24 protein-coding genes are annotated in these 19,933 nt (G+C 73.6%); 19 read left to right on the top strand and 5 right to left on the bottom strand.

Features of this window, described 5'->3' with window-relative positions; translation table 11 throughout:
- The 3 genes from CCN56_RS18665 to CCN56_RS18655 form a co-directional block, all read left to right on the top strand.
- On the top strand, nucleotides 1-838 hold an 838-nt coding region (locus tag CCN56_RS18665; RefSeq protein WP_086828274.1), incomplete at its 5' end, for an ABC transporter ATP-binding protein.
- A 40-nt stretch (nucleotides 839-878) separates the two neighbouring features.
- On the top strand, nucleotides 879-1,706 hold the full coding sequence (locus CCN56_RS18660; RefSeq protein WP_179199898.1) for an ABC transporter permease: 828 nt from the start codon (nucleotides 879-881) through the stop codon (nucleotides 1,704-1,706).
- A gap of 34 nt (nucleotides 1,707-1,740) precedes the next feature.
- Nucleotides 1,741-2,379: a DUF2567 domain-containing protein gene (locus tag CCN56_RS18655; protein ID WP_086828272.1), complete on the top strand. Its 639-nt coding sequence runs from the start codon at nucleotides 1,741-1,743 to the stop codon at nucleotides 2,377-2,379.
- An 82-nt stretch (nucleotides 2,380-2,461) separates the two neighbouring features.
- On the opposite strand, the gene ybaK is transcribed toward CCN56_RS18655, so the two are convergent.
- The 4 genes from ybaK to CCN56_RS18635 all read right to left on the bottom strand — a co-directional run bounded on the left by ybaK (nucleotide 2,462) and on the right by CCN56_RS18635 (nucleotide 6,754).
- A complete protein-coding gene (gene ybaK / locus CCN56_RS18650; RefSeq protein WP_041128758.1) occupies nucleotides 2,462-2,959 on the bottom strand; it encodes a Cys-tRNA(Pro) deacylase in 498 nt (165 codons plus the stop codon).
- 73 nt (nucleotides 2,960-3,032) lie between these two features.
- Nucleotides 3,033-3,770: an LON peptidase substrate-binding domain-containing protein gene (locus tag CCN56_RS18645; protein WP_086828271.1), complete on the bottom strand. Its 738-nt coding sequence runs from the start codon at nucleotides 3,768-3,770 to the stop codon at nucleotides 3,033-3,035.
- A 60-nt stretch (nucleotides 3,771-3,830) separates the two neighbouring features.
- Complete coding sequence (locus tag CCN56_RS18640) at nucleotides 3,831-4,907, bottom strand: hypothetical protein (RefSeq protein WP_086828269.1); 1,077 nt, start codon at nucleotides 4,905-4,907, stop codon at nucleotides 3,831-3,833.
- Nucleotides 4,908-5,140: 233 nt separating this feature from the next.
- Nucleotides 5,141-6,754 carry an oxidoreductase gene (locus CCN56_RS18635; protein ID WP_086828267.1) on the bottom strand — a complete coding sequence of 538 codons (1,614 nt, stop codon included), beginning with the start codon at nucleotides 6,752-6,754 and terminating at the stop codon, nucleotides 5,141-5,143.
- A 215-nt stretch (nucleotides 6,755-6,969) separates the two neighbouring features.
- Here CCN56_RS18635 and hisD point away from each other — a divergent pair, with 215 nt between their 5' ends.
- From hisD to CCN56_RS18590, 10 genes are all read left to right on the top strand, one after another.
- A complete protein-coding gene (gene hisD, locus CCN56_RS18630) occupies nucleotides 6,970-8,313 on the top strand; it encodes a histidinol dehydrogenase (protein WP_086828265.1) in 1,344 nt (447 codons plus the stop codon).
- A gap of 11 nt (nucleotides 8,314-8,324) precedes the next feature.
- Nucleotides 8,325-9,431 (top strand): histidinol-phosphate transaminase, encoded by a 1,107-nt coding sequence (locus tag CCN56_RS18625; RefSeq protein WP_041133748.1) that lies wholly within the window; start codon nucleotides 8,325-8,327, stop codon nucleotides 9,429-9,431.
- Nucleotides 9,428-10,021, top strand: coding sequence for an imidazoleglycerol-phosphate dehydratase HisB (gene hisB / locus CCN56_RS18620; RefSeq protein WP_030492957.1), 594 nt, complete (start codon nucleotides 9,428-9,430; stop codon nucleotides 10,019-10,021). The genes CCN56_RS18625 and hisB overlap by 4 nt, the downstream gene beginning before the upstream one ends.
- A gap of 2 nt (nucleotides 10,022-10,023) precedes the next feature.
- Nucleotides 10,024-10,188, top strand: a complete 165-nt coding sequence (locus CCN56_RS43275; protein ID WP_041128753.1) for a hypothetical protein — start codon at nucleotides 10,024-10,026, stop codon at nucleotides 10,186-10,188.
- Nucleotides 10,185-10,832, top strand: coding sequence for an imidazole glycerol phosphate synthase subunit HisH (gene hisH / locus CCN56_RS18615; protein ID WP_086828264.1), 648 nt, complete (start codon nucleotides 10,185-10,187; stop codon nucleotides 10,830-10,832). The genes CCN56_RS43275 and hisH overlap by 4 nt, the downstream gene beginning before the upstream one ends.
- Complete coding sequence (gene priA / locus CCN56_RS18610; RefSeq protein WP_086828262.1) at nucleotides 10,829-11,554, top strand: bifunctional 1-(5-phosphoribosyl)-5-((5-phosphoribosylamino)methylideneamino)imidazole-4-carboxamide isomerase/phosphoribosylanthranilate isomerase PriA; 726 nt, start codon at nucleotides 10,829-10,831, stop codon at nucleotides 11,552-11,554. Before hisH ends, priA begins: the two co-directional genes overlap by 4 nt.
- Nucleotides 11,551-11,949 (top strand): RidA family protein, encoded by a 399-nt coding sequence (locus CCN56_RS18605; RefSeq protein ID WP_086828260.1) that lies wholly within the window; start codon nucleotides 11,551-11,553, stop codon nucleotides 11,947-11,949. Before priA ends, CCN56_RS18605 begins: the two co-directional genes overlap by 4 nt.
- The gene (gene hisF / locus CCN56_RS18600) at nucleotides 11,946-12,701 is read left to right on the top strand and encodes an imidazole glycerol phosphate synthase subunit HisF (RefSeq protein WP_086828258.1); all 756 of its coding nucleotides are present in this window, start codon (nucleotides 11,946-11,948) and stop codon (nucleotides 12,699-12,701) included. Before CCN56_RS18605 ends, hisF begins: the two co-directional genes overlap by 4 nt.
- Nucleotides 12,702-12,819: 118 nt before the next feature.
- Nucleotides 12,820-13,407 (top strand): transcriptional regulator, encoded by a 588-nt coding sequence (locus CCN56_RS18595; RefSeq protein WP_086828257.1) that lies wholly within the window; start codon nucleotides 12,820-12,822, stop codon nucleotides 13,405-13,407.
- The gene (locus CCN56_RS18590) at nucleotides 13,404-14,639 is read left to right on the top strand and encodes an MFS transporter (protein ID WP_086828255.1); all 1,236 of its coding nucleotides are present in this window, start codon (nucleotides 13,404-13,406) and stop codon (nucleotides 14,637-14,639) included. The genes CCN56_RS18595 and CCN56_RS18590 overlap by 4 nt, the downstream gene beginning before the upstream one ends.
- A 7-nt stretch (nucleotides 14,640-14,646) precedes the next feature.
- On the opposite strand, the gene CCN56_RS18585 is transcribed toward CCN56_RS18590, so the two are convergent.
- Nucleotides 14,647-15,282: a TIGR03085 family metal-binding protein gene (locus tag CCN56_RS18585; protein ID WP_086828254.1), complete on the bottom strand. Its 636-nt coding sequence runs from the start codon at nucleotides 15,280-15,282 to the stop codon at nucleotides 14,647-14,649.
- A gap of 84 nt (nucleotides 15,283-15,366) precedes the next feature.
- Between CCN56_RS18585 and hisI the strand changes: the two genes are divergently transcribed.
- The 6 genes from hisI to trpC form a co-directional block, all read left to right on the top strand.
- Nucleotides 15,367-15,735 (top strand): phosphoribosyl-AMP cyclohydrolase, encoded by a 369-nt coding sequence (gene hisI / locus CCN56_RS18580; protein WP_086828252.1) that lies wholly within the window; start codon nucleotides 15,367-15,369, stop codon nucleotides 15,733-15,735.
- A gap of 11 nt (nucleotides 15,736-15,746) precedes the next feature.
- Nucleotides 15,747-17,237, top strand: a complete 1,491-nt coding sequence (locus tag CCN56_RS18575) for an anthranilate synthase component I (RefSeq protein ID WP_086828250.1) — start codon at nucleotides 15,747-15,749, stop codon at nucleotides 17,235-17,237.
- Nucleotides 17,238-17,251: 14 nt separating this feature from the next.
- Nucleotides 17,252-17,902, top strand: a complete 651-nt coding sequence (locus CCN56_RS18570; RefSeq protein WP_086828248.1) for a TIGR02234 family membrane protein — start codon at nucleotides 17,252-17,254, stop codon at nucleotides 17,900-17,902.
- Between the two features lie 134 nt (nucleotides 17,903-18,036).
- Nucleotides 18,037-18,291: an HGxxPAAW family protein gene (locus CCN56_RS18565; protein ID WP_086828246.1), complete on the top strand. Its 255-nt coding sequence runs from the start codon at nucleotides 18,037-18,039 to the stop codon at nucleotides 18,289-18,291.
- A 389-nt stretch (nucleotides 18,292-18,680) separates the two neighbouring features.
- Entirely contained in the window at nucleotides 18,681-19,070 is a 390-nt protein-coding gene (locus CCN56_RS18560) for a DUF2752 domain-containing protein (RefSeq protein ID WP_086828276.1), read from the top strand.
- 133 nt (nucleotides 19,071-19,203) lie between these two features.
- Nucleotides 19,204-19,933: indole-3-glycerol phosphate synthase TrpC (trpC, locus tag CCN56_RS18555; RefSeq protein ID WP_107484179.1), on the top strand; the 730-nt coding region annotated here is incomplete at its 3' end.

Raw genomic sequence — 19,933 nt, 5'->3', positions numbered from 1 at the left:
CGGCCCCAACGGCGCCGGCAAGTCCACCCTCGTCCGCCAGCTCACCGGCCTCATGCGCCCCGACTCCGGCACCGTCGAACTCCTCGGCCACGACCTCGTGCGCCACCCCGAGCGGGCGGCCCGGCTCCTCGCCTACCTCGGCCAGGAGTCCACCGCCCTCGACGAGCTGACCGTCTCCCTCGCCGCCGAGACCACCGGACGGCTCCGCGGCCTCACCGCCCACGACGCCCGCGCCGAGCGCGACGCCGTCCTGGACGAGCTCGGGCTCGGCGAGATCGCGGGACGCCCCCTCAAGAAGCTCTCCGGCGGACAGCGGCGCCTCGCCTGCTTCGCCGCCGCGCTCGTCGGCCGCAGGCCCGTCCTCGTCCTCGACGAACCCACCACCGGCATGGACCCCGTCGCCCGGCGCGCCGTCTGGGCCGCCGTCGACCGGCGCCGCGCCGAGCACGGCGCCACCGTGCTCCTCGTCACCCACAACGTCATCGAGGCCGAGACCGTCCTCGACCGGGTCGCCGTCATCGACCGCGGCCGGGTCATCGCCTGCGACACCCCCGCCGGACTCAAGGAACGGGTCGCCGGAGAGGTCCGCGTCGAGCTGGTGTGGCGCGACGCGCCACCGCTCCAGCTGCCCGAGGTCGCCGCCCTCCGCGGCCTCGCCCAGGAGACCGGACGCCGCTGGAACCTCCGGCTCGCCCCCGACGAGGCCCGCGCGGCCGTCGCCACCGTCACCGGCGGGGCCGCGTTCGCCGCGCTCGACGACTTCACCCTGGCCACGCCCAGCCTGGAGGACGTGTACCTCGCCCTGGGCGGCGCGGCCGAAGGACTGGTGAAGGCGTGACCCCGGACCGACCGCACGTGACCTTCAGGAGCCGTACGCAGTGAGCACCCTGCCCGCCGAGGTCCTGCCGACCGGCGCGCTCCCCGCCGCGAGCCGGGACGCGGACGACGGCGCCGCGCCCCTCGCCCCCCGCGCCCGGCTCCTCCCGGCCCTGGCCGCCGTCTACCGCGCCCAGCTCTCCCGCGCCCGCGTCGCCCGCATCCCGCTGCTCTTCGTCGCCACCTTCCAGTCGATCGGGATCATGGTCCTGATGCGCGGGGTCGTCGACGGCGGCTCCGAGGCGCGCGCCGTCGTGGCCGGCTCCACCGTCCTCGTCGTCGCCTTCGTCGCGCTCAACCTGCTCGCCCAGTACTTCGGGCAGCTGCGGGCCGGCGGTGGCCTCGACCACTACGCCACCCTGCCGGTGCCGCCCGCCGCCGTCGTGCTCGGCGCGGCCGGGGCGTACGCCTCCTTCACCGTGCCCGGGACCGCCGTCACCGCCGTCGCCGGCTCCGTCCTCTTCGGACTGCCGCTCGGCCACCTGTGGATCCTCGCCGCCGTCGTCCCGCTCGCCGGGGCGGCGCTCGCCGGGCTCGGCGCGGCCCTCGGGCTCCTCGCGCCCCGCCAGGAGCTGGCCACCCTCCTGGGCCAGCTCGGCATGTCGGCGGCCCTGCTCCTCGGGGTCCTCCCCGCCGAGCGGCTGCCGGGACCGATCGGCTGGGCGCGGGACCTGCTGCCGTCCACGTACGGAGTGGAGGCCCTGGCCCGCACCTTCGACCCGCATCCCGACTGGGCGGCCGTCGCCGTCGACCTCGCCGTGTGCGGGGCGGTCGGCGTCGTCTCGCTCGCCGTCGCGACCTGGGCCTACCGGCGGGCCGCCGTCCGCTGAGGCGGGCCACAGGGACACCTGGCACGATGGCGGGGTGACCGCACCTCTGACTCCGCCTCACCAGCCGCCGCACGATCCCGACCGGCCCCCGCCGCCCCCGCCGCTGACGGGCCCGGGCGGGGACCCGATCACGGCGGCCGAGGTCGTGCAGGGCCTGCTGGTGACCCTCGTCTCCGCGGTCGCGGGGGCGCTGCTCGGAGTGCTGTGGCTGAACCTGGCCCCGCGCGTCCTGCTCATCTCGGACGGCAAGGGCGTCTACCTCCGGGACTCGGAGGGGGAGCAGGCGATCGGCGCCGACGGAACGTTCGTCCTCCTCGCCCTCGCCTTCGGCGCGGTCGCCGCGCTCGTCGTCTTCCTGCTGCGCCGCAAGGGCGGCGTCCCGCTCGTCCTCGGCCTGGCGCTCGGCGGCGGCCTCGGCTCGCTGCTCGCCTGGTGGATCGGGACGAGCTTCGGCCCCACCGACGACGTGGTCGCCCACGCGAAGGCGGTCGGCCCCAACGTCACCTTCGAGGCGCCGCTCGAACTGAACCTGGCGGCCGCCGCGATGCTGGCCTGGCCGCTCGCCGCCATGATCGTGCACCTCGCGCTGACGGCCGTCTTCGGACCGCGCGACCCGGAACCGGAGTCCTGGGGACAGCCGAAGCCGTACACGCAGGGCCCGGGCACCCACTGACGACCGGGCAAGGCCGCACCAGGGCCTGTCTCCCGGATCCTGCCGGGCTCGCGGAGCCCGATCCGAAAGACGGGCCCTGGCGTCAGGCGCGGCCGATCGGGGCCACGACCGCCGAGGTGAGGGCGGCCAGGTCCGCGGGGGAGAGCTCCACCTCCAGGCCGCGGCGGCCCGCCGAGATGCAGACGGTCGCGTGCTCCGAGGCCGAGGAGTCGAGGACCGTACGGAGCCGCTTGCGCTGGCCCAGCGGGGAGATGCCGCCCCGGACGTACCCCGTGGTGCGCTCCGCCGCCGCCGGGTCGGCCATCGCGGCCCGCTTCCCGCCGACCGCCGAGGCGAGCGCCTTCAGGTCCAGCTGGCCCGCCACCGGGACCACCGCGACCGTCAGCTCGCCGTCGACGTCCGCGACCAGCGTCTTGAACACCCGGTCGGGGGAGACGCCGAGGGCCTCCGCCGCCTCCTCGCCGTACGAGGGGGAGGCCGGGTCGTGCTCGTACGCGTGCAGGGTGAACGGGGTGCCGGCCGCCGCCAGGGCCACCGTCGCCGGAGTGCCCCCGCTGTTCTTCTTCTGCTTCTTCGCCACGCGCTCTTCCTCGACTCGGTCGGCTCGGTCCGTCCGGCCGGGGCCGGGGCGGTTCGGGTACGTCGGGGCCCGCTCAGTTCGGGTACGTCGGGGCCTTCGTCAGCTCCACCGCAGGCAGCGACGGCAGATGCCGCAGCACCGCGGTCTCCGCGCGCAGCAGCGCCAGCTCCTCGCGCAGCCGGGTCGCCGTGTCCGGCGCCTGGAGCAGCCGCTGCTTCGACGGGGTGTCGAGCACCGCCGCCGCCGCGACCAGGTACGAGACCACGGAGGGCTCGTCCGGCAGCTCACTCGTCGTCAGCGAACGCTCCCGGGCCCCCGCGAGGCGCTTCTGATAGCTGCGGAAGGCCCGCAGCACGCCCTCGGCGAGCGTGCCCGCCTCCTCGCCCTGCTCCTCGGGGATCTCCTCGACCTCGGCCGTCAGGAACGGCCCGCTCGCGTCGACCGACAGCAGCTTCACCCGGGTCGTCCCGGTGGCCATCACCTCGAAGCTGCCGTCGGCGCGCTCCCGGATCGACGCCGCGTCGGCGATGCAGCCCACCCGGTGGAAGGACTGGATGGGATCGGAGCCGAAGCCCGCCGCCGGGCCCTTCTCCGGCAGCGCCGTCTGGTCCGGCATGCCCGGAGCCGTCGGTGCGACCTCGCGGCCGTCGCGGATGGCGACGACGGCGAAGCGGCGCGGCTCCGAGGCGTCGATCGTGAGCAGCTCGCGCATCATGGCGCGATAACGCTCCTCGAAGACGTTCAGCGGCAGCACGAGGCCGGGGAACAGCACCGCGTTGAGCGGGAAGAGAGGCAGGCGAGCGGTGGTCACAGCCGCTTAGCCTAATGGCCGCCGGGCCCGCCCCGTCCGGCCCTTCCGGGACCGGTGCCCTCAGTGGTGTCCGATCCCGGTCCGCCGTACGGGCCCCAGCGGTGTCCGGCGGGCCAGTTCGCCCCGCACCCGGTCCCGCGCGGCCAGGAACCGGAGGAGGGGGTCCCCCGTGCCCGAGCGAAGCCGAGAGCTCGGGGGAGGGTCCTGCGGTACGGCACCCCGCGCGGCACCCCAGGGGAACGAGGTCGCGTACGGGCCGATCCGCCCGAACTCCTCCCACGCCTCCTTCCAGCGCGCCCGCTCCACGAGCACGTACGCGAGCAGGTTGCGGACCTCGGCCGGCCACGGGTCGCCCGCCGGGAACTCCGCCGACAGGGCCAGGGCGCGGGCCACCGCCCGGTCGACCCGGGCGATGGGCACGAACCTGTCGGGACCCGTCGGCGCCCGGAGCACGTCGTACGCCGCGCGGACCGGCAGCGCCCCGACGAGCGAGCCCGGGGCGGCGTCGTCGGCGGCCTGCTCGGCGAAGTCGAACGCGGCGCGGTGCGAGCCGTACCACTGCGCGGAGAGGTACTTCAGGGCGGCGACGTGGCAGCCGTAGTGGTGCGGGGAGCGGCGCACGGCCTGCTCCCACAGCGACTCGAAGACCCCGGGCCCGGCATGTGCCCCGCGCGCGTGGTCCAGGGCGAGGCGCCACGGCACCGGGTCGTGCGGAGCCTCCCCGGCGATCTCCCGGACCAGCGGGGCGAGCTCGCGCAGCCGCTCGGCCCGCGCCGGGGACTCCCAGGCCCTGCGGACGGCGAGCTGCGCCGTGACGAGGAGGGCGTCGGGATCCCGGGGCGTGGCGGAGACCCACCGGGTGAGCCAGTCGCCCCTGTTGTACGCGAAGGTGGCGAGCCGGGTGACGTACCGGTCGCGGTCCTCCCACTCGCCGGCGTCCCGGGTGGTGGCGAGCAGCTTCGCCGCGGGCTCCGGATCGCCGAGGGCGGCGGCGACCAGGGCCGGGGCGAGCCGCTCGTCCGGGGCGTCGAGCAGCACGGCGTCGTCCGGCACGAGCGCCGCGGCGAGCCGTGGTGCGTGCCGGGCCGAGCGGAGGGTGCCGACCAGGGCGCGGAGCATGGACATGGTGCTGTGCATTGTCCCTCGGTCCGGCCTGCTGCGGCAGCCGCATCACCAGGTCGCGACAGCACCCTCACCCGGCGGTGACAGCATTCACACTCCCTCTGCGGGAGCACGGCCCGCGCCCTCTCTGCGGGAGCGCCGCCCGCACCCCTTCTGCGGGAGCGCCGCCCGCACCCCTTCTACGGGGGCACGGACCTCGCCCCTTCTGCGGGGGCACGGACCTCGCCCCTTCTGCGGGGGCACGGACCTCACCCCCTCCTCAGCAGTCGGGTCGCACCCGCCGCCACCGTCGTCGCCAGGATCCAGCCGAGGAGGATCAGAGCCGCCGCCACCCACTGCCAGATGCCCTCGAGTCGCCAGTAGCCGTCCTGGCCCAGGGTGATCACGGGCAGCAGCAGGTCGAGCGCGTACAGCGTGCCGTTCCACTCGGGCCCCTCGTCCGCCTTCATCGGTATCGGGCGGTAGTGGGAGAAGACCACCGTGCCCGCCGCCCACAGCACGGCCATCCACAGCGCCGCCCGGCCCGGCCGGTAGCCGTACGCCACGGTCCAGTCCTGGACGTAGCCCCACAGCTTCCCCGCGATCGGCAGGGTCTCCCGTCTGCGCCGCTGCTTGGCGAGCAGCACCTCGCGGGCGTCGGCGTCCTCCCCGCTGTTCCGCAGGACCGTCGCGAGCCGCTCGTACGGCTCGGGGGCGTACTCCGGGGTCGCCGCCGCCACCCACTCCAGGCGCCGGGCCAGCGGGAAGTGTCCGTACGGCACGAGGTTCTCGTAGACGAAGCCGCCCATCGCGAGCCCGCCGGGCCCCGGCCAGCTGGTCGACAGGTCGATGAGGGTGATGACCTTCGCGCCGTTGAGCACCACCCGCCCCTCCTCCGGGCGCTCGCCGTTGAACCGCAGCTCCGGGGTGACGATCCGGCGCAGCGACAGCTCGTCCCGCCGCGCGCCGTTCAGCAGGAAGCGGGCGCTGTGCAGGTCCACCGCGTCACCGAACCGGCCGTCGTCGAGCCGCACCCCGCCGTGGCACTCCACCGGCTTGCGCCGGGTGCCCTGGGCGGGCGTCACCCCGTACGGCGGGGTGGCCGTGGTGTGCCCCGTCCGGCCCGAGCCCGCCGTCCCCTCGTACACCCAGGCGGCGTTCAGATAGAGCGAGCGCTCCACCGTCAGCTGCGGGGCGTTCAGCGCGCGGCGCCCCTGCGCGCCGCGCAGCACGCTGCCCCGCAGGCTGAGCGAGACCCCCACCTTCGCCCCGCGCAGGCTCAGCTCGCCGTGGGTCTCGATCAGCTCGGCCTGGAGGTCCTGGGCGACCACCATCCCGTCCGCCGTGATCGCCCGTCCCCGCCGGTCCGGCCACACCTGGACCTGGTTGATCAGCAGGTCCGTGCCGATCTGGGCGTCCGTCAGCCGGATGCCCCGGCGCACCCGGCAGCGCGGCAGGTGCAGGTCCCCCTCCGTGTGCAGCCGGGCCGCCTCCAGGCGCGGCAGCGCGCACTCGACCATCCGCAGCGTGCCGAACCGGGCCTCGGGCAGCACCACCTCGCCGTCGAACCGGCAGCCCTGCAGCTCCACGTACGGCCCTATCGTCCCGCCCGCCAGGTTCAGCACGCCGGTGATCCTGACCCCGCGCAGCTTCAGCGCGGCCACCCGCCCGGACCGCGCCGGCGGCCCGTCGAGCAGCAGCAGCGCCACCACGTCGGCGCGGACACTCCGCTCCTCTCCCCACTCCCGTCCCCCGAAGGGGTCGTCCCGCTCCGCGATCCCCTCCGTCAGATCACAGGTCCTACCGATCCGGAACGCCCGCCACACGGCCCGCTCCGGGCCCGTGAGACCGTCCGGCATCCCGTCCTCGTGCGGCTCGGTCACTGCCGCCCCCTCGCTCTCCCCGATGCGCTCCCACGATTCCGCTTCCCGGGATTCGTGGATTCGTACAGTCGTTCTTCCCGCAGTGTGACGGGCTGAACGCTAACGGTCAGGAGTGGCGAGGAGACGCCACCGTGGCGCGTATCAGCCAGTGATGGGCATGTATCAGCTGCTGATACGGGCGACCGGCGTTGTAGGCCGTCTGCGAGAATTGACCCGTGATCTCTCGAATCGATCTGCGCGGTGAGGCCCTCCCCGAGGGTTCCGCCCTGCGCGACCTGCTGCCCCGTGCCGAGTTCGACGTGGAAGCCGCCCTGGAGAAGGTGCGGCCGATCTGCGAGGACGTCCGGCATCATGGCGCGGCAGCGGTGATCGACTACGGGGAGAAATTCGACGGCGTCCGCGTCCCGGGCCTGCGCGTCCCCGCCGAGGCGATCAGTCGCGCCCTCGACGAGCTCGACCCGGCCGTCCGCGCCGCCCTCGAAGAGTCCATCCGGCGCGCCCGCATGGTCCACCGCGAGCAGCGCCGCACCACCCACACCACCCAGGTCGTCCCCGGCGGCACGGTCACCGAGAAGTGGATCCCCGTCGAGCGCGTCGGCCTGTACGTGCCGGGCGGCCGCTCCGTCTACCCGTCCTCCGTCGTGATGAACGTCGTCCCCGCCCAGGAGGCCGGCGTCGAGGGCGTGGCCATCGCCTCGCCCCCGCAGAAGGAGTTCGGCGGCCTTCCGCACCCGACGATCCTCGCCGCCTGCGCCCTGCTCGGCGTCGACGAGGTCTACGCCGCGGGCGGCGCCCAGGCCATCGCCATGTTCGCGTACGGCACGGAAGGCACCGCCGACGAGCCCGGCTGCGCCCCCGTCAACCTGGTCACCGGCCCCGGCAACATCTACGTGGCCGCCGCCAAGCGCCTCCTCAAGGGCCGCATCGGCATCGACGCCGAGGCCGGCCCCACGGAGATCGCGATCCTCGCGGACTCCACCGCCGACCCCGTGCACGTCGCCGCCGACCTCATCAGCCAGGCCGAGCACGACCCGATGGCCGCCTCCGTCCTCGTCACCGACTCGGAGGAGCTGGCCGCCGCCACCGAGACCGAGCTGAAGACCCAGGTCGCCGCCTCCAAGCACGTCGACGACCGGATCGTCCCGGCCCTCGCCGGCAAGCAGTCCGCGATCGTCCTCGTCCGCGACCTCGCCGACGGCCTCAAGGTCGTCGACGCGTACGGCGCCGAGCACCTGGAGATCCAGACCGCCGACGCGGCCGCCGTCGCCGACCGCGTCCGCAACGCGGGCGCGATCTTCGTCGGCCCCTGGGCGCCGGTCTCGCTCGGCGACTACTGCGCCGGCTCCAACCACGTCCTGCCCACCGGCGGCTGCGCCTGCCACTCCTCGGGTCTGTCCGTGCAGTCCTTCCTGCGCGGCGTGCACATCGTGGACTACACGCGCGACGCCCTCGCCGACGTCGCCCACCACGTCGTCACCCTCGCCGAGGCCGAGGACCTGCCCGCCCACGGCGCCGCGATCAAGGCCCGGTTCGGATGGAAGGTCCCCGAGAGCAAGTGACCGAGAACGGCATCATCCAGATCGACGACCTGCCCGTCCGGGACGAGCTGCGCGGCAAGTCCCCCTACGGCGCGCCCCAGCTCGACGTACCCGTCCAGCTGAACACCAACGAGAACCCCTACCCGCTGCCCGAGCCCCTGGTGGCCCGGATCGCGGAGCGGGTCGCCGAGGCCGCCCGCGGCCTCAACCGCTACCCCGACCGGGACGCGATCGAGCTCCGCACCGAGCTCGCCGCCTACCTCACCCGGACCGGCGGGCACCGCGTCGGCGTCGAGAACGTCTGGGCGGCCAACGGCTCCAACGAGGTCCTCCAGCAGCTGCTGCAGACCTTCGGCGGCCCCGGCCGTACCGCGATCGGCTTCGAGCCCTCGTACTCGATGCACGCGCTGATCGCCCGCGGCACCGGCACCGGCTGGATCTCAGGGCCGCGCAACGAGGACTTCACGATCGACGTCGAGGCGGCCGTCCAGGCCATCGCCGAGAACGCGCCGGACGTCGTCTTCATCACCTCGCCCAACAACCCCACCGGCACGGCCGTGAGTGCGGGCACCGTCCTCGCCCTGTACGAGGCGGCCCAGGCGGCCAAGCCCTCCATGGTCGTCGTGGACGAGGCGTACGTGGAGTTCAGCCACCGCGACTCGCTGCTGCCCCTCATCGAGGGCCGCCCGAACCTGGTGGTCTCCCGGACCATGTCCAAGGCCTTCGGCGCCGCCGGACTCCGCCTCGGCTACCTCGCCGCCCACCCGGCCGTGGTCGACGCCGTCCAGCTGGTCCGCCTGCCGTACCACCTCTCGGCCGTCACCCAGGCCACCGCGCTCGCCGCCCTGGAGCACACCGACACCCTCCTCGGGTACGTCGAGCAGCTCAAGGCCGAGCGCGACCGCCTCGTCACCGAGCTGCGCGCCCTCGGCTGCGAGGTCACCGACTCCGACGCCAACTTCGTGCAGTTCGGGAAGTTCCCCGACGCGCACGAGGCCTGGCAGTCGATCCTCGACCGGGGCGTCCTGGTCCGGGACAACGGCGTACCGGGATGGCTGCGGGTCACCGCCGGCACCCCCGAAGAGAACGACGCGTTCCTCGACGCGGTCCGTGAACTGATGAAGGAGCAGAAGCGATGAGCCGCGTAGGCCGCGTTGAGCGCACCACCAAGGAGACCTCCGTCGTCGTCGAGATCGACCTCGACGGCACCGGAAAGGTCGACGTGTCGACCGGGGTCGGCTTCTACGACCACATGCTCGACCAGCTCGGCCGGCACGGACTCTTCGACCTGACCGTCAAGACCGACGGCGACCTGCACATCGACTCGCACCACACCATCGAGGACACCGCCCTCGCGCTCGGCGCCGCCTTCAAGCAGGCCCTCGGCGACAAGGTCGGCATCTACCGCTTCGGCAACTGCACCGTCCCGCTGGACGAGTCGCTCGCCCAGGTCACCGTCGACCTCTCCGGCCGCCCGTACCTCGTGCACACCGAGCCCGAGAACATGGCGCCGATGATCGGCTCGTACGACACGACGATGACCCGGCACATCCTGGAGTCCTTCGTCGCCCAGGCGCAGATCGCCCTGCACGTCCACGTGCCGTACGGACGCAACGCCCACCACATCGTGGAGTGCCAGTTCAAGGCCCTCGCCCGCGCGCTGCGCTACGCCTCCGAACGCGACCCGCGCGCCGCCGGAATCCTTCCCTCCACGAAGGGCGCGCTGTAACCGTGACCGGCCTCTCCACCATCCTGATCCTCGTCGGGCTCTTCCTGCTCGGCGGCATCTACTCCTTCGTCAAACAGCAGATGCCCAAGGGCCTCATCGTGCTCCTCTCCATCGGCGCCGCGATGTGTCTCTCCGCCGGCGTGCTGCGTCTGGACGTGTGGTCATGAGCACGAGTTCTCCCAAGAAGGTCGTCGTCTTCGACTACGGCTTCGGCAACGTGCGCTCCGCCGAGCGCGCGCTCGCCCGGGTCGGCGCCGACGTCGAGATCACCCGCGACTACGACAGGGCCATGAACGCCGACGGGCTCCTCGTCCCCGGCGTCGGCGCCTTCTCCGCCTGCATGCAGGGCCTCAAGGAGGCCCGCGGCGACTGGATCGTCGGCCGCCGGCTCTCCGGCGGCCGCCCGGTCATGGGCATCTGCGTCGGCATGCAGATCCTCTTCGCCCAGGGCATCGAGCACGGCGTGGAGACCGAGGGCCTCGACGAGTGGCCCGGTACGGTCGAGCCGCTGAACGCCCCCGTCGTTCCCCACATGGGCTGGAACACCGTCGACGCCCCCGCCGACACCCAGCTCTTCGCGGGGCTCGACGCCGACGCCCGGTACTACTTCGTGCACTCCTACGCGGTGCGCGAGTGGACCCTGGAGGTCGGCAACCCCAACATCCGCGCCCCCAAGGTCAGCTGGGCCACCCACGGCGAGCCCTTTGTCGCGGCGGTCGAGAACGGCGCCCTCTGGGCGACCCAGTTCCACCCCGAGAAGTCCGGCGACGCCGGCGCCCAGCTCCTCACCAACTGGATCGGAACCCTGTGAGCACTCTCGAACTCCTCCCCGCCGTCGACGTCCGCGACGGCCAGGCCGTCCGCCTCGTCCACGGCGAGTCCGGCAGCGAGACCTCCTACGGCTCTCCGCTCGAGGCCGCCCTGGCCTGGCAGCGCGCCGGCGCCGAGTGGCTCCACCTCGTCGACCTGGACGCCGCCTTCGGCACCGGCGACAACCGTGACCTGGTCCGCGAGGTCACCGAGGCCATGGACATCAAGGTCGAGCTCTCCGGCGGCATCCGCGACGACGCCTCGCTCGCCGCGGCCCTCGCCACCGGCTGCACCCGCGTCAACCTCGGCACCGCCGCCCTGGAGACCCCGGAGTGGGTCGCCAAGGTCATCGCCGAGTTCGGCGACAAGATCGCCGTCGGCCTCGACGTGCGCGGCACGACCCTGCGCGGCCGCGGCTGGACCCGCGACGGCGGCGACCTGTACGAGACGCTGGCCCGCCTCGACTCCGAGGGCTGCTCCCGGTACGTCGTCACCGACATCGCCAAGGACGGCACCCTCCAGGGCCCCAACCTGGAGCTCCTGAAGAACGTCTGCGCGGCCACCGACAAGCCCGTCGTCGCCTCCGGCGGCGTGTCCTCCCTGGACGACCTGCGGGCCCTGTCCGGCCTGGTCCCGCTGGGCGTCGAGGGCGCGATCATCGGCAAGGCGCTGTACGCCAAGGCCTTCACCCTCGAAGAGGCGCTCGCGGCGGTGGCGTCGTGACCTCCGAGGTCCGCAAGGTCGTCACCGGTGCTCCCTGGGAGGAGCAGTTCGGCTACTCCCGCGCGGTGGAGCTCCCCAACGGCACGGTCCTGGTCTCCGGCTGTACGTCGGTGGTCGGCGGAGCGATCGCCGACGGCGGCCCCTACGAGCAGGCCATCAACTCCTTCAACGTGGCCTTCGACGCCCTGAAGCAGCTGGACCTCGGCCCCGAGGACGTCGTCCGCACCCGGATGTACATCACCCACGCCCGGGACGTGGACGAGGTCGGCCGCGCCCACAAGGAGCTGTTCGACGCCGTCCGTCCCGCCGCTTCCATGATCATCGTCTCCGGCTTCGTCGACCCGCGTCTCGTGGTCGAGGTCGAGGTCGAGGCCTACAGGGGAGATGCCGCATGAGCCTCGCCGTACGCGTGATTCCCTGCCTGGACGTGGACAACGGCCGGGTCGTCAAGGGCGTCAACTTCCAGAACCTGCGCGACGCGGGCGACCCCGTCGAGATGGCCAAGCTGTACGACGCGGAGGGCGCCGACGAGCTGACCTTCCTCGACATCACCGCCTCCTCCGGCAACCGGGAGACCACCTACGACGTGGTGCGCCGCACCGCCGAGCAGGTCTTCATCCCGCTCACGGTCGGCGGCGGCGTCCGTTCGGCCGAGGACGTCGACAAGCTGCTGCGGGCCGGCGCCGACAAGGTGGGCGTCAACACCGCCGCGATCGAGCGCCCCGAGCTGATCCAGGAGATCGCGGAGCGCTTCGGCCGCCAGGTCCTCGTCCTGTCGGTCGACGCCCGCCGTACCTCCACCGGCTCCTTCGAGGTGACGACGCACGGCGGCCGCAAGGGCACCGGCATCGACGCCGTCGAGTGGGCGCACCGGGCCGCCGAGCTCGGCGCGGGGGAGATCCTGCTCAACTCGATGGACGCCGACGGCACGAAGGACGGCTACGACACCGAGATGATCGCGGCCGTCCGCAAGCACGTGACGGTCCCGGTGATCGCCTCCGGCGGCGCCGGCAAGCTCGCCGACTTCCCGCCGGCCGTGGCGGCGGGCGCGGACGCGGTGCTCGCGGCCTCCGTCTTCCACTTCGGCGACCTGCGGATCTCGCAGGTCAAGGAGACGCTGCGGGAAGCCGGTCACCCGGTCCGCTGAGTCTTCGTTCCGCTTGCGAGGAGGGCCCCTGCGGGGGCCCTTCTTCTTGCCCGGATACGCAGGATCAGTTGCGCAATTTTTGTTGTGCAAGTTTTCTTTCGCATCTAGGGTCGGTGTCATGACCTCGTCGGAGAACCGCCGGATCACCGATCTCGGCACCCTCAAAGCCATCTCGCACCCGCTGCGGATGCGCCTCTACCGCGCCCTCTTCGTGGCCCGTACCGCCACCGCGTCCCAGCTCGCCGAGCAGGTCGACGAGGCCGTCTCGCTCGTCAGCTACCACCTGCGCAAGCTCGCCGAGCACGGCCTCATCGAGGAGGCCGAGACGCAGTCCGCCGACGGCCGCGAGCGCTGGTGGCAGCCGAGCTCGTACGGCTTCAGCGTCCAGGAGGAGGACCTCCGCGACGCCCCCGAGCTGCTCGCCGCGAGCGCCGTCCTCGGCCGCACGATCAACCAGCAGCGCGCCGAACTGCACAGCCGCTTCCTCGACGAGCGGCTCACCTGGTCCAGCGAGTGGCGCGCCGCCTCCATCAGCTCCGAATGGCTCCCCCGGCTCACCGCCGCCGAACTCACCGCCCTCGGCGAGGAGCTCGAAGCCGTCCTCCAGAAGTACGACCAGCGGGCCCGCGCCGCCGAAGATGCCGGCGACACCGAGGGCCGCGAGAACGTCGCCGTCCACCTCCACGCGTTCCCCTACCACTCATGACGGCCACCGTCGTCGCGCCGACGACCCGCCCCGCCCACCGCAGCCCCCAGGTCCTGCGCTGGCTCGGCGCCCACACCGCCTCCACGCTCGGCGACAGCGTCTACCACCTCGCCCTCTCATGGACCGCCGTCGGCAGCGGCACCCCCGCCCAGGCCGGGCTCGTCATGGCCGTCTCCGCCGTGCCCCGGGCGCTGCTCATGCTCGGCGGGGGAGTCATCGCCGACCGCCTCGGCCCGCGCCGGGTCGTCATCGCCTCCGACACCGTCCGCGCCCTCGTCGTCCTCGGCCTGGCCGCGACCCTGTTCCTCGCCTCGCCCGGCCTGTGGGCGCTCGCCGCCGTCGCCCTCGTCTTCGGCGTCGTCGACGCCCTCTTCCTGCCCGCCGTCGGCGCCCTGCCGCCCCGCATCGCCGAGCGCGACCAGCTCGCCCGCGTCCAGGGGATGCGCGGCCTCTCGTACCGCCTCGGCGCCGTCCTCGGCGGCCCGCTCGGCGGCCTCGCCGTTGCCCTCGGCGGCACGGCCGCCGCCTTCGGCGTCGCCGGAGTGCTCTTCACCCTCTCGATACCCCTGCTGAGCACCCTCCGCCTGCGGTCGCTGCCCGCTGAAAACGAGGCCCGCGACGGCACCGCCCTGCGCGACCTCGCCGACGGACTGCGCTACCTGCGCGGACACCGCGTCCTGGGACCGCTGATGATCGTCGTGCTCCTCAGCGACCTCGGCTTCGCCGGCCCCTTCAACGTCGGCCTCGCCCTCCTCGCCGACCAGCGCGGCTGGGGCGCCTCCGGCATCGGCTGGATCCTCGCCGGCTTCGGTACGGGCGCGGGCGCCGCCTCGCTGATCCTGAGCGTCCGGGGACGCGTCCCGCGCGCCGGGGCCGTCAGCGGCTGGACCATGACGGTGGGCGCCGTCTGCATCGGCGCCCTCGCCGTCACCTCGTACCTGCCCGTCGCGGTCGCCGTCGCCCTGTCCGTCGGCCTGCTCGCCGGACTGTCCGGGGCGCTGGTCAACGCCCTCGTCCAGACCGAGTGCGACCCCGCCTACCTGGGCCGCGTCAGCGCCGTCTCCAGCCTGCTCTCGCTCGGCATCGCGCCGCTCGGCTTCCCCCTCACGGGCGCGGCGATCGGACTGTGGGGCCTCGGACCGGTGTACGCCGTGAGCGCGGCCGTCTGCGGCCTCGCGGGCGTCTACAGCCTCCTGGTCACCGCCGTACGCCGCGCCGAACTGCCGAAGTAGCCCCCGCTCAGATCCCCAGCTGCTTCGTCTCCCGCAGCCGCTCGATCGCCTCCGGCTCGCCCTCCAGGGCCACCTTCGCCGAGTCCTGGCGACCGTACAGGTACATCATCAGCTCGCCCGGCTCCCCGGAGGCCGTCACCACCGGGGTGCCGCGGTGGGCGACCACCGTCTGGCCGTTCGGACGGCGCAGCACCAGGCCCACCGGGGCCTTGCGGCCGAGCAGCCGGGCCGTCCGCTCCAGGCGGGACCAGAGGGCGTCCGCGAAGACCGGGTCGAGCTCCCGCGCCGACCAGTCGGGCTGGGCACGGCGTACGTCCTCCGCGTGGACGTAGAACTCCACGACGTTCGCCCCCTCGTCCACCTGCTTGATGGTGAACGGCGAGAACTTCGGCGGACCCGTACGGATGAGCTGGATCAGCTCCTCGTACGGCTTGTCGGCGAACTCCGCCGTCACCCGGTCCATCCGCTCCTTGAGCGCCGGTACGACCGCACCCGCAGCCGCGTCCGGACGCCGCTCCCGCACCACCACATGGGCCGCGAGGTCCCGGGTCCGCCAGCCCTCGCAGAGCGTGGGCGCGTCGGGGCCCGCCGCCTCCAACAGATCGGCGAGCAGAAGCCGTTCACGTTTCGCATGGGTCGACATGCCCGCCAGCGTACGACCGGGGCGTGCGGTCCGCCCAGTGGACGCCCCGCCGGACACCGCCCCGGATCGCGGCACAATGGCGCCATGACCAGCACGCCCCGGACCCCCAGCGACCTCGACCCCGCCGTCGCCGCCCGCCTCAAGCGCAGCATCGACGGGCTCGTCCCCGCCATCGCCCAGCAGTACGACACCGGCGAGGTGCTGATGCTCGGCTGGATGGACGACGAGGCCCTCCACCGCACCCTCACCACCGGCCGCGCCACCTACTGGTCCCGCAGCCGCCAGGAGTACTGGGTCAAGGGCGACACCTCCGGGCACGTCCAGCACGTCAAGGCCGTCGCCCTCGACTGCGACGCCGACACCCTCCTCGTCAAGGTCGACCAGGTCGGAGCCGCCTGCCACACCGGCACCCGCACCTGCTTCGACACCGACGTGCTCCCCGTCTCCCAGTAAGGTCCCGTGCCATGGATCTCGAGACCTTCCGCAAGCTGGCGGCCGACCGCCGCGTCATCCCCGTCAGCCGCAGGCTCCTCGCGGACGGCGACACCCCGGTCGGGCTCTACCGCAAGCTCGCCGCCGAACGCCCCGGCACCTTCCTCCTCGAATCCGCGGAGAACGGCCGCAGCTGGTCCCGCTACTCCTTCATCGGAGTCCGCAGCGACGCGACCCTGACGGTCAAGGACGGGCAGGCGCACTGGCTGGGCACCCCGCCCGTCGGCGTCCCCGTCGACGGCGACCCGCTCGCCGCCCTGCGCGCCACCGTCGAGACCCTCCACACCCCCCGCGACCTGGCTTCGGGGATGCCCCCGTTCACCGGCGGCATGGTCGGCTACCTCGGCTACGACATCGTCCGCCGCCTGGAGAAGATCGGGGACTCCACCCGCGACGACCTGAAGCTCCCCGAGCTGACCATGCTCCTCACCAGCGACCTCGCGGTCCTCGACCACTGGGACGGCTCGGTCCTGCTGATCGCCAACGCGATCAACCACAACGACCTGGAGACCGGCATCGACGAGGCGTACGCGCACGCCGTCGCCCGCCTCGACGCCATGGAGGCCGACCTGGCCCGCCCGGTCGCGACCGTCCCCGCCGCCCTCCCGCCCTCCGAACTGCCCGAGTTCTCCGCCCTCTGGGGCGGCACGGCCTACCAGGACGCCGTCGAGGACATCAAGGAGCGCATCCGCGCCGGCGAGGCCTTCCAGGTCGTGCCCTCGCAGCGCTTCGAGACCCGCTGCACCGCCTCCGCGCTCGACGTGTACCGGGTCCTGCGGGCCACCAACCCGTCCCCGTACATGTACCTCTTCCGCTTCGAGAACGGCTTCGACGTCGTCGGCTCCTCGCCCGAGGCCCTCGTCAAGGTCGAGGACGGGCGGGCGATGCTCCACCCCATCGCCGGCACCCGGCACCGCGGCGCCACCCCGCAGGAGGACCACGACCTCGCCGAGGAGCTGCTCGCCGACCCCAAGGAGCGCGCCGAGCACCTCATGCTCGTCGACCTCGGCCGCAACGACCTCGGCCGGGTCTGCACGCCCGGCTCGGTGGAGGTCGTCGACTTCATGTCGATCGAGCGCTACTCGCACGTCATGCACATCGTCTCCACCGTCACCGGCGAGGTCGCCGACGGCCGGACCGCCTTCGACGTCCTCACCGCCTGCTTCCCCGCCGGCACGCTCTCCGGCGCGCCCAAGCCCCGCGCCATGCAGATCATCGAGGAGCTCGAACCCTCCCGGCGCGGCCTCTACGGCGGATGTGTCGGTTATCTCGACTTCGCCGGGGACGCCGACACCGCCATCGCCATCCGCACCGCCCTGCTCCGCGACGGAACGGCGTACGTGCAGGCCGGAGCCGGTGTCGTCGCCGACTCCGACCCGGTCGCCGAGGACAACGAGTGCCGCAACAAGGCCGCGGCCGTACTCCGCGCCGTCCACACCGCCAACCGGATGAACGGCAACTGAGCACGTAGGGGATAGTGGGGTACGTGAGTGCCGTACCCGTACCCCAGCCCCGGGCCGCCCGCGCGGCCGTCCCCACCGGCGGCCGCCGCAGCCTGGCCGCGGCCCTCCTCCTCGGCGCCCTCGGCGCCACCGTCGTCCTGCTCTCCGCAGGCCAGATCTGGGCCGAGGGCACCGCGTCCGTCGGCGGCGGCAGCGTCCCCGTCGAGGCCGCCGGCAGCACCGTCACCGGCGTGCCGACCGCCCTCGCGATCGTCGGCCTCGCCGCGCTCTTCGCCGTCTTCGCCGTCCGCCGCACCGGCCGCACCCTCGTCGCCGCGCTCCTCGCGCTCAGCGGCGCGGGCGCCGCGCTCGCCGCGGTCCTCGGCGCCTCCGACAGCGCCGCGCTCGACGCCGAGGCCGCCCGGATCAGCGGCGACACCGCCGCCGCCGTCGCCGGCCTCACCCACACCATCTGGCCGTACGTGACCGCCGCGGGCGCCGCCCTCATCCTGCTCGCCGGCCTCTTCGCCCTCCGCTTCGGCAAGAGCTGGCCGGCGATGGGCGGCCGCTACGAGCGCTCCGGCACCCCGCGCGCCGACCGCAAGGCCCCCACGACCGACCCGGACCGGCCCGAGGACCTGTGGAAGGCCCTGGACCGCGGCGAGGACCCCACCCAGGGCGGATGACCGGTTCCGTTCGCGACGCGTGATCGTCCGGGCACCCCCGATTCATCCTCGCGCGCCCGCGTGCGGGACAATGAGCGCCGAGTGTCCGCGCACGCGAGACCTCACCATCGAGCAACTGCAACGAGGAGCAACTCATGGCGGGCAGCGCCCACGGACACACCCCGGCCGCCTGGACCGGTGTCATCATCTCCTTCATCGGCTTCTGCATCGCCGGCGTCTTCATGGTGGCCGCCAACGTGCCCGGTTTCTGGGCCGGCGTGGGCGTCATCTTCCTCGGCGGCATCATCGGTGGCGCGATGAAGGTGGCGGGCCTCGGCATGCCGAAGGAATCGGAGGCCGTCGTCGCCGCCCGCCAGGCCGCGACCGAGACCGCGAAGGCCCGCGCCTGACCCGGCACGACGCATCCGAGGGCGCAGTCCGGCCATGCCGGGCTGCGCCCTCGCGCGTGAGGGGCGAGAATCACCGGGTGGACGCGCAGCCGACGGCCGGAGCCGTGACCGACGATTCCCCCACCCGCCCGGGTGAACCCGCTCGCCCGAACGCCACGGCGGCCGCGCCGGGCGCGCCTGCCGACGCCGCGCAGGCCGCGCCGACCGTCGCCGCGCCGACCGTCGCCGCGCCGGGCGTCGCCGTAGCCGAGCCGGGCGCGCCGCTCGTATCGCCGGGCCCCGCCCCGTGGCCGGACGGGTCCGTACCGCCGGGCGGGCACGTACCGTCCGGACCGGGTTCCTGGCCCGGCGCGTACGTTCCGGCGGCGCCGCCCGCGCCGCGGTCGCTCGTGCGGCGGCTGTCCGTGCCGGTCGGCATCCTCGCCGGGGTCGCCGCCGCGTTCGCCTACGTCGGGACCGTCGACCCCAACGAACCCGGGCACTACCCCGTCTGCCCGCTCCTCCGCTTCACCGGCGTCTACTGCCCCGGCTGCGGCGGACTCCGCAGCGCCCACGCCGTCGCCCACGGCGACCTCCCGACCGCCCTCGGCTCCAACGCCCTCGCCGTCGTCGGCTACGGGATCTTCGCCGTCGTCATGGTCGTCTGGCTGATTCGCGCCGTCCGCGGCGTGCCCATGCGCCTCGCGGTCTCCCCGGTCTGGTGGTGGGGGATCGGGGCCGTCCTCGCCCTCTTCACCCTGGTCCGGAACCTTCCCTTCGGCGCCGCCCTCGCTCCCTGAGCGCCCGTCGGGAGTCCCAGCAGGTGGGACGCGGCTCGGGCCGATGCGAGTCCGGGGCCGTCCTGCGGATAGGATCGAAGTGGCTGAACCTGGTTCTTCATCACCGTCACCGTCCCGGAAGGGGGCCCCTCGCGTGAGTGTGCTCGACGAGATCATCGAAGGCGTACGCGCCGACCTCGCAGAGCGACAGGCGCGGGTCACCCTCGACGAGCTCAAGGAGCGCGCCGCCAAGGCGCCGCAGGCCAAGGACGGCGTCGCCGCACTGCGCGGGGACGGCGTCAAGGTGATCTGCGAGGTCAAGCGCTCCAGCCCGTCCAAGGGCGCGCTCGCCGCGATCGCCGACCCGGCCGGTCTCGCCGCGGACTACGAGGCCGGTGGCGCCGCCGTCATCTCCGTCCTCACCGAGCAGCGCCGCTTCGGCGGCTCGCTCGCCGACCTGGAGGCCGTCCGCGCCCGGGTCGACATCCCCGTGCTGCGCAAGGACTTCATCGTCACCGCGTACCAGCTCTGGGAGGCGCGGGCGTACGGAGCGGATCTCGCGCTCCTCATCGTCGCCGCCCTGGAGCAGGAGGCGCTGGTCTCCCTCATCGAGCGTGCCGAGTCCATCGGTCTCACCCCGCTGGTCGAGGTCCACGACGAGGAGGAGGTCGAGCGCGCCGTCGACGCGGGCGCCCGCATCATCGGCGTCAACGCGCGCGACCTCAAGACCCTCAAGGTCGACCGCTCCACCTTCGAGCGCGTCGCCCCCGAGATCCCCGCGCACATCGTCAAGGTCGCCGAGTCCGGCGTCCGCGGCCCGCACGACCTCATCGCCTACGCCAACGCGGGCGCCGACGCGGTCCTCGTCGGCGCCCGCGTTGGCG

This window comes from Streptomyces sp. NRRL B-24572, assembly GCF_002156145.1.
Classification (GTDB): domain Bacteria; phylum Actinomycetota; class Actinomycetes; order Streptomycetales; family Streptomycetaceae; genus Streptomyces; species Streptomyces vietnamensis.
The sequence above is the reverse complement of the archived record's forward strand: the minus strand, read 5'-3'. Positions and strand labels throughout refer to the sequence as shown.

What these genes read in the sequence shown, in the direction of transcription:
- CCN56_RS18640 (WP_086828269.1), bottom strand. Translation starts at nt 4,907, where the DNA reads ATGCACAGCACCATGTCCATGCTCCGCGCCCTGGTCGGCACCCTCCGC.
- hisB (WP_030492957.1), top strand. Translation starts at nt 9,428, where the DNA reads ATGAGCCGCGTAGGCCGCGTTGAGCGCACCACCAAGGAGACCTCCGTC.
- hisH (WP_086828264.1), top strand. Translation starts at nt 10,185, where the DNA reads ATGAGCACGAGTTCTCCCAAGAAGGTCGTCGTCTTCGACTACGGCTTC.
- hisF (WP_086828258.1), top strand. Translation starts at nt 11,946, where the DNA reads ATGAGCCTCGCCGTACGCGTGATTCCCTGCCTGGACGTGGACAACGGC.
- CCN56_RS18595 (WP_086828257.1), top strand. Translation starts at nt 12,820, where the DNA reads ATGACCTCGTCGGAGAACCGCCGGATCACCGATCTCGGCACCCTCAAA.
- CCN56_RS18590 (WP_086828255.1), top strand. Translation starts at nt 13,404, where the DNA reads ATGACGGCCACCGTCGTCGCGCCGACGACCCGCCCCGCCCACCGCAGC.
- CCN56_RS18585 (WP_086828254.1), bottom strand. Translation starts at nt 15,282, where the DNA reads ATGTCGACCCATGCGAAACGTGAACGGCTTCTGCTCGCCGATCTGTTG.
- hisI (WP_086828252.1), top strand. Translation starts at nt 15,367, where the DNA reads ATGACCAGCACGCCCCGGACCCCCAGCGACCTCGACCCCGCCGTCGCC.
- CCN56_RS18575 (WP_086828250.1), top strand. Translation starts at nt 15,747, where the DNA reads ATGGATCTCGAGACCTTCCGCAAGCTGGCGGCCGACCGCCGCGTCATC.
- CCN56_RS18565 (WP_086828246.1), top strand. Translation starts at nt 18,037, where the DNA reads ATGGCGGGCAGCGCCCACGGACACACCCCGGCCGCCTGGACCGGTGTC.